Below are 6385 nucleotides of genomic sequence, written 5' to 3'. Positions count from 1 at the left end.
GGACCTCGATTTCTCTGGTATGGTATCGGTGATCAGCGAGAGTGAATATTCCAAGACCTTCTTCTGGGGCGAAGGAGCAGGGAAGAAGCATTTCGTCAAGCAGTTCTTATCAGGAGCAGGGATTGCGCTGGTGATGACCGGTCTGGACCAGGATATGATGCAGAAGAATCTGGCCTGTCGCAATCTGAAGGACGCCCAGAAGAATGTCATCAGTCTGAGTCTCGTCCTAGTTGTGGTCAACTTGCTCTTTCTCTCCATGGGTGCGCTCTTGTACATCTATGCGGGTCATGCCGGCATTGCTATACCTGAAAAGGCCGATCTGCTATTCCCGACCATCGCATTGGAAGGGGGGCTCGGTCCCATGATCGGTCTCTTCTTCATCCTAGGTCTGATCGCTTCGGCCTATTCGAGTGCGGACTCTGCTTTGGCCGCATTGACCACGTCCTTCTATGTAGATATACTCGATTCTCCCGGGGAAAGTGATTCCCAAAAAGTGCGGATCAGACGGCAGGTCCACATCGGGATGTCAGCTGCCTTGGTGCTGGTCATATGGCTATTCTATCTGGTCAATGATGAAAGCGTGATCGCCAGCCTGTTCCGTCTGGCGGGATATACCTACGGACCTCTCTTGGGCCTTTATGCCTTCGGGCTCTTCACGCGCAGCCCGGTAAGAGACCGCGCAGTACCCTGGGTCTGTATTTTGGCCCCATTCATCTCTTGGATCCTGGCTACTTATGTATATCCCTTCGGATTCGAGCTCTTGCTGATCAATGGCGCGCTCACCTATTTGGGTCTTGTACTTTTGAGAACGAAAGACCCATCCGCTTCACAACCAGCTAATGGCTAGCGTCCTCAACATCGTCTTCAATGACTTCACCCGCGATAGCCGGGTACGGAAGATCTCCCGCTCACTGGCCGCACACGGTTATGCTGTGCGCATTCTCTGCATGTATGAAGAAGGCCTCCCGCGGATGGAGCAGAAGGAAGGTTACACCGTCACACGATTCGAGATCAAGAGCCGGAAGTGGAAGCATATCGTCCTCCTGAGGCCGCTTATGTACCTCGAATTCATATGGAAGTCCTTACGATATCTAAGAGAAACGGATGTCCTGCATATCAACGATGTAGAGCCCTTGCCTATCGGAGTGATTTTCAGGATCCTCAGTTTGGGTAGAGTGAAGTTGGTCTACGATGCCCATGAACTCGAATCGGCCAAGAAAGGGGTAGGGCCCAAGGGCCAGAAAATGGTACGTATCATCGAGAGATCGGCAAGACCTTTTGTCAGTGGATTCATTACGATCAGTGAATCGGTGGCCAAGTACTATCGCGAGACACATGGTTTCGACCCTGTCATTCTATTCAACTGTCCACCTTCCGTGCCCTACGAAGGTCCCAATGATGGCCTAAGAACTGAATTCGGCCTTACTGAGGAAGACATCATATTCATCTACCAAGGAGGTCTAGCTCCGGGAAGAGGGATCGAGCAGTTGCTAGAGGCCTTCAGCTCACTGAAAAAGCCTCACAGGCATTTGGTCATTCTAGGCTTTGGTCGACTCGAGGAGCTGGTGAAACAGGCGGATGAGGCGCACTCCAATATCCACTTCAAAGCCTCTGTACCTATGGAGCAGCTGCTCAGAGTGACCGCTGGTGCTGATGTGGGTTTCTCCATGCTGAGCAGGGATTGTGAGAATCATGAGACCACGCTACCCAACAAATTGTTCGAATACATGGCGGCCCGTATTCCGGTGATCGTATCTCCCGTAAGGGAAATGAGTCGCTATGTCCGGGACTTCGGTATCGGTCATGTGCTTCAAACGAATAGTCCAGAAGCTATCGTAGAAGTGGTCGAGCATATAGAGAAGTCAGAATTGGACCGTTTCAAGGCCGCACTGGAATCGTATGCCGGGCAATTCACGTGGGAGGTAATGGAGAAAAAGCTGATCGCACTGTATGATCAGGTGTGTGAGACCCCTGATCGATAATCAGATGTCCAACTAGCTCTCAGAAGATGTGATCTGATGATACAGTCGCTCGAGCTTGGCAAATTCCACTTTCCAATTGTACTTCTCCTCGATACATTGTCTAGCGTTCCTGCCCATTCTGTCCACCTTTTCCGGGTCAGCCAGCAGAGTGTCGATGGCCTGTGCAATGTCCGAAGGATCGGTGCTGTCTACCGTGATTCCGGCCTGGTGTGCATCCACGATCTTCTGCCAATGCGGAAATTCAGAGGCTATGACTGGGATACTGCATGCCATATACTCGAAGAGTTTATTGGGCATGGCGAATTGATAACCACCTTCCGGTTGGTTGCAGACAAGACCGATAGAACTCCTATGTACTTGAGCCAGCATGTCTAATAGATCGACCTTGCCGTGATACACCACCTTCTTGAATCCAGAGGTGGAAGCGCAACGCTCATAGATGTGCTCTTCTTTTCTTCCATACACGTGCAATTCCACAGGATGCTCGACCAAGGGTAGCGCATCGATAATCTGGGTAACTCCACGGTGAGCTGTAAACCCTCCGGTATAGACGATCCGTTTGGGGTCCCGATCCTCTGAAGGGGATGCAAAGTGTTCGTAATCGTTCAATTCAGGATAGTTGTGCAGACTGATAGCCCTCTCCTTTGGAAATCCTTCTGCTATGCCATCTGTGGCTCCGACAAATCCATCGAATCTCTTCTGGGCCTGTTGTTCCAATCGGTCGTAGGAATAACTGAATCCAGCCCGCAGAAAAGAAGGTATCCAATCCCTTCCTCCGCGAAGCTTCTCTGAGAAATTCTCATGGATATCGAATACCACTCTGGCTTCTTGTCTTTTCCGTTTGAAGTAGAGGAATACCGGGATCAGCTCCGGATCATGGAAATGAAATACATCCGCCTTGAGCCTGTTCAGCTGCTTGAGAAGCAGTGTATTGGATCGAAGGATGCGTTTGGCCCGGTTCTTTGCCTGCTTGCCCAGGTCACGTATATGTACACCTTGCTTCTCTTCATCCCCTTTACCATCTGCAACGAGCAATTCCACGGTATATCCTGCTCTAGCGAGCGAAGTACATTCTTTGCGGAATATGCGCGTGTCATACCTATCGGTATGGACAGTGGTGATATGGCAAATATGGAGTGGCTGACTCATCTGGGGTGAAAGGCGCCTAAAATAGTGCTTATCGAAGCAAGCAATGAAGCCACATGCTCTCCGTTCACTATCATTGCCCTGTGTCAGTGCAGATAGAGACCATAGCGATTCAGCAACTACCCTCTCTCAGCGATGGAGTGAGCTTATTTGCCAGTAACGAATGGGCCGAAGTCATAGGCGATCGATTACAAGCCTACGAAGTGCATAGTTCTGGAGGAGAACGCTTGGCCACATTTCTGCTCTTTCACAGTTCCAAACTCGGAGTCGATTACACGATCACCTCACCATTCGCACCACATATAGGCTTGGACCTCCGTTTGAGCGCTGAGAAAATGGAGAGTAGACAGAGTCTGGAGAAATCGATTCATCGCGCCATTGCAGAGCTCCTGAATAGCAGGAAGGATGCGCTTCTGGAGATTTCACTGAGCGTGGATGTGGTGGATAGCCAGGCCTATACATGGTCTGGACAAGAAGTGAGTCCACGACATACCTACCATATCGATCTGGCTCGAAGCAAAGAAGAACTGCTGGCCGCCATGAGCTCTGAGCGCAGGAAGAACATCCGCAAGGCTGAGAATGATGGGCTCACGGTAGAGCGTACCCAGGATACCGCTCGATTCCAGCGGCTCATCGAGAAGACAGTGGAGCGACAAGGTATCTCCATGGATCGAGAGATCTTCGAGTGTCTTTTGAATGATCCGATACTGCAGGACCATAGGGACTTATATCTATGTCACCGAGATGGTCAGGATCTGGCTGCCAGTCTCGTGGTGCATGATAAGGATCAGGCCTACTACCTGATAGGAGGCTATGACGATGGTGCAGGTCATCAGGGTGCGGGTACGCTCAATCTCTGGAATGCTATGCTCGATGCAAAAGCACGAGGCAACAGGATCTTCGATCTGGAGGGCTCCATGATTCCCGAGGTGGAACGCTACTTCAGAGGCTTTGGCGGAGAGTTGAAGACCTATTTCTCCATCAAGAAGAAATCACTGGTAGGTAGGATCGCCTCAAAACTCAAGGGCAAAGGATAGGGTGCGCGTTTCTGTCATCATACCCACATACAATGAGGAGGACTTCGTCTCAGGGGTCATCTCCGATCTGGCCGCGCAGGATTTTCCAAAAGATGACATGGAGGTCTTGATCGTGGATGGACGCAGTTCGGATAGAACGCGGGAGATCATCGAATCGGAAGCACGCACATATGCCTGGCTCATGCTACTGGACAATCCCCATCGGGTCGTGCCGAATGCGATGAACATCGGTATCCGGACCAGTCGAGGGCAGACCATCATTCGCATGGATGCACACTGTAGGTATCCGAGTAACTACATCTTCCGTTTGCTAGAGGTGCAAGAAGAGACCAGGGCTGATAATGTAGGAGGAGTCTGGATCACAGTTCCCGGTGCTGATACGGCCATGGCCCGTGCGATCGCCTTGGCCACGAGCCATCCATTCGGGATAGGGAATGCATCCTACCGTTTGGAGAACAAGGAAGTGAAAGAAGTGGATACCGTGCCCTATGGCTGCTATCCCAGAGAGGTCTTCGAGCGGATAGGGATGTACGATGAGGACCTGGTCCGCAATCAAGATGATGAACTGAACGGTCGCTTGATACAAGCGGGAGGGAAGATCGTGCTCATTCCCGATCTGGAGATCGAGTATTCGGCCCGGCCCACTTGGAAGAAGATGAACAAGATGTTTTATCAATATGGACTGTACAAGCCTTTGGTCAATAAAAAACTGGGAAGACCAGCTACCTGGCGCCAGTTCATTCCACCGGCCTTTGTGGTAGTAGGTCTTCTTCTGGTACTCAGTGTGTTCATCACGCAAGATGTTTGGATACAGATGGTCCTCGCCTTGGTGTATGTCACAGCCGCATTGGGTATTGCCCTATCCGCGGCTTTACATGAGTCCCGTCCGAGCATGGTCTTTCTCATGCCCATCACATTTGCACTTATCCATCTGAGCTATGGCTTGGGATACTGGAGAGGTATCTGGCAATTCATGATCCGTGGAAATTCCCACATCAATACGGTTCCTTCCCGATAGGATGAACATGGAGAAGCCAGAAATACACAGTCTGATATCAGCTCTGCAAGAAGTGGCCATTGCCGCTGATGCTCCGCATATGAAGGCCTATATGAAGCATCGATTCGAGTTCATAGGGGTCAAGAGCCAAGCCCGTAAACAGGCTTCTAAGGAATTCATCGACCTCGCTCTAGGATCTAAGGACTTGGATGCTGCTTGGGTAGGAGAGCTTTGGGCATCACCCTACCGGGAGTTGCAATATGTGGCCATGGATTACCTCGCACGTACCAAGCGATTCTGGCAGCCACATCATCTGCAACTCTTCCGTGGACTCATTTTGACCAGATCCTGGTGGGACACCGTAGATTTTCTGGCCTCGACCTGTGTAGGAGGGGTCATCAAGAAGTATCCTGAACTGGTAGATGATATGGACGCATGGAATGCCGATGAAAATATGTGGTCGATACGTACATCCATCCTCTACCAACTCAAGTATAAGGAGTCAGTAGATACGGATCGATTGAGTCGATATATCCTAGCTCATAGGGATTCCAATGAATTCTTTATCCAAAAGGCCATCGGATGGGCATTGCGTCAGTATGCTAAATTCGATCCATTCTGGGTGAAGGGCTTCGTTGATACCCATGATCTCGCAGCCTTGAGCAGAAGGGAAGCCATGAAACACCTGAGTTGATCGGCCAAGTCTCATGAACGATAGAGAAGACGGCATAGCTATATTGACCATGTTGACCCGGGTAGGGGAGATGAGTGGTGAAATGGATGAGCGAGAAGAACTGCTGATCCGGACCATTGCTCTGAAGCTGGGACTGGATGAGCAGACCACGGACGATATTCTGGCCGGCCGCATACGGGCTGAGATCACACCTCCTCGCAAAGAGGTCGATCGTATTCCCTACTTCCATATGTGTGTGATGGCGAGTGGGATCAATGGGGATTTCGATGATCGAGAGGTGCTCTTCTGTAAGAAATTGGGAATGCGCCTTGGCTTGCGGGATGATACCTTGGACAAAGCCATTGCCCTATTCAAGGAATATTATCCGAAATCAGTGCCTGTAGAGATATTGAAGCGGACCTTTCAGATCGATCACAACTGATTCAGTTCAGTGATGGATTCTTCGGGAAATTGGCGAAGTGACTGAAGTCATCTCCCTTATCACGTAACACTTCTGACCAGAGATTGTCGGTCTCGGTGTCCATAAGGT

Annotated in this window: 7 protein-coding genes; 6 read left to right on the top strand and 1 reads right to left on the bottom strand. The window is 50.5% G+C overall.

Features of this window, described 5'->3' with window-relative positions:
* A partial coding sequence (locus HKN79_09680; GenBank protein NNC83838.1) for a sodium:solute symporter occupies positions 1 to 847 on the top strand: 847 nt, incomplete at its 5' end.
* The gene (locus HKN79_09675; protein ID NNC83837.1) at positions 840 to 1982 is read left to right on the top strand and encodes a glycosyltransferase family 4 protein; all 1143 of its coding nucleotides are present in this window, start codon (positions 840 to 842) and stop codon (positions 1980 to 1982) included. The genes HKN79_09680 and HKN79_09675, both read left to right, overlap by 8 nt.
* Before the next feature lie 12 nt (positions 1983 to 1994).
* On the opposite strand, the gene HKN79_09670 is transcribed toward HKN79_09675, so the two are convergent.
* Positions 1995 to 3131 carry a glycosyltransferase family 4 protein gene (locus HKN79_09670; GenBank protein ID NNC83836.1) on the bottom strand — a complete coding sequence of 379 codons (1137 nt, stop codon included), beginning with the start codon at positions 3129 to 3131 and terminating at the stop codon, positions 1995 to 1997.
* A gap of 80 nt (positions 3132 to 3211) precedes the next feature.
* Between HKN79_09670 and HKN79_09665 the strand changes: the two genes are divergently transcribed.
* Genes HKN79_09665 through HKN79_09650 form a run of 4 tightly spaced genes read left to right on the top strand, consistent with a single transcriptional unit; the run spans position 3212 to position 6277 of the window.
* Positions 3212 to 4165, top strand: coding sequence for a GNAT family N-acetyltransferase (locus HKN79_09665; protein NNC83835.1), 954 nt, complete (start codon positions 3212 to 3214; stop codon positions 4163 to 4165).
* Between the two features lies 1 nt (position 4166).
* A complete protein-coding gene (locus tag HKN79_09660) occupies positions 4167 to 5183 on the top strand; it encodes a glycosyltransferase family 2 protein (GenBank protein ID NNC83834.1) in 1017 nt (338 codons plus the stop codon).
* Positions 5184 to 5190: 7 nt separating this feature from the next.
* Positions 5191 to 5856 carry a DNA alkylation repair protein gene (locus HKN79_09655; protein ID NNC83833.1) on the top strand — a complete coding sequence of 222 codons (666 nt, stop codon included), beginning with the start codon at positions 5191 to 5193 and terminating at the stop codon, positions 5854 to 5856.
* A gap of 13 nt (positions 5857 to 5869) precedes the next feature.
* Positions 5870 to 6277, top strand: a complete 408-nt coding sequence (locus tag HKN79_09650) for a hypothetical protein (GenBank protein ID NNC83832.1) — start codon at positions 5870 to 5872, stop codon at positions 6275 to 6277.
* Positions 6278 to 6385 lie beyond the last annotated feature (108 nt).

This window comes from Flavobacteriales bacterium (assembly GCA_013001705.1).
In the GTDB taxonomy this organism is placed as follows: domain Bacteria; phylum Bacteroidota; class Bacteroidia; order Flavobacteriales_D; family JABDKJ01; genus JABDLZ01.
Note: the sequence above shows the minus strand (reverse complement) of the source record. Positions and strands in the feature narration are given on the sequence as shown.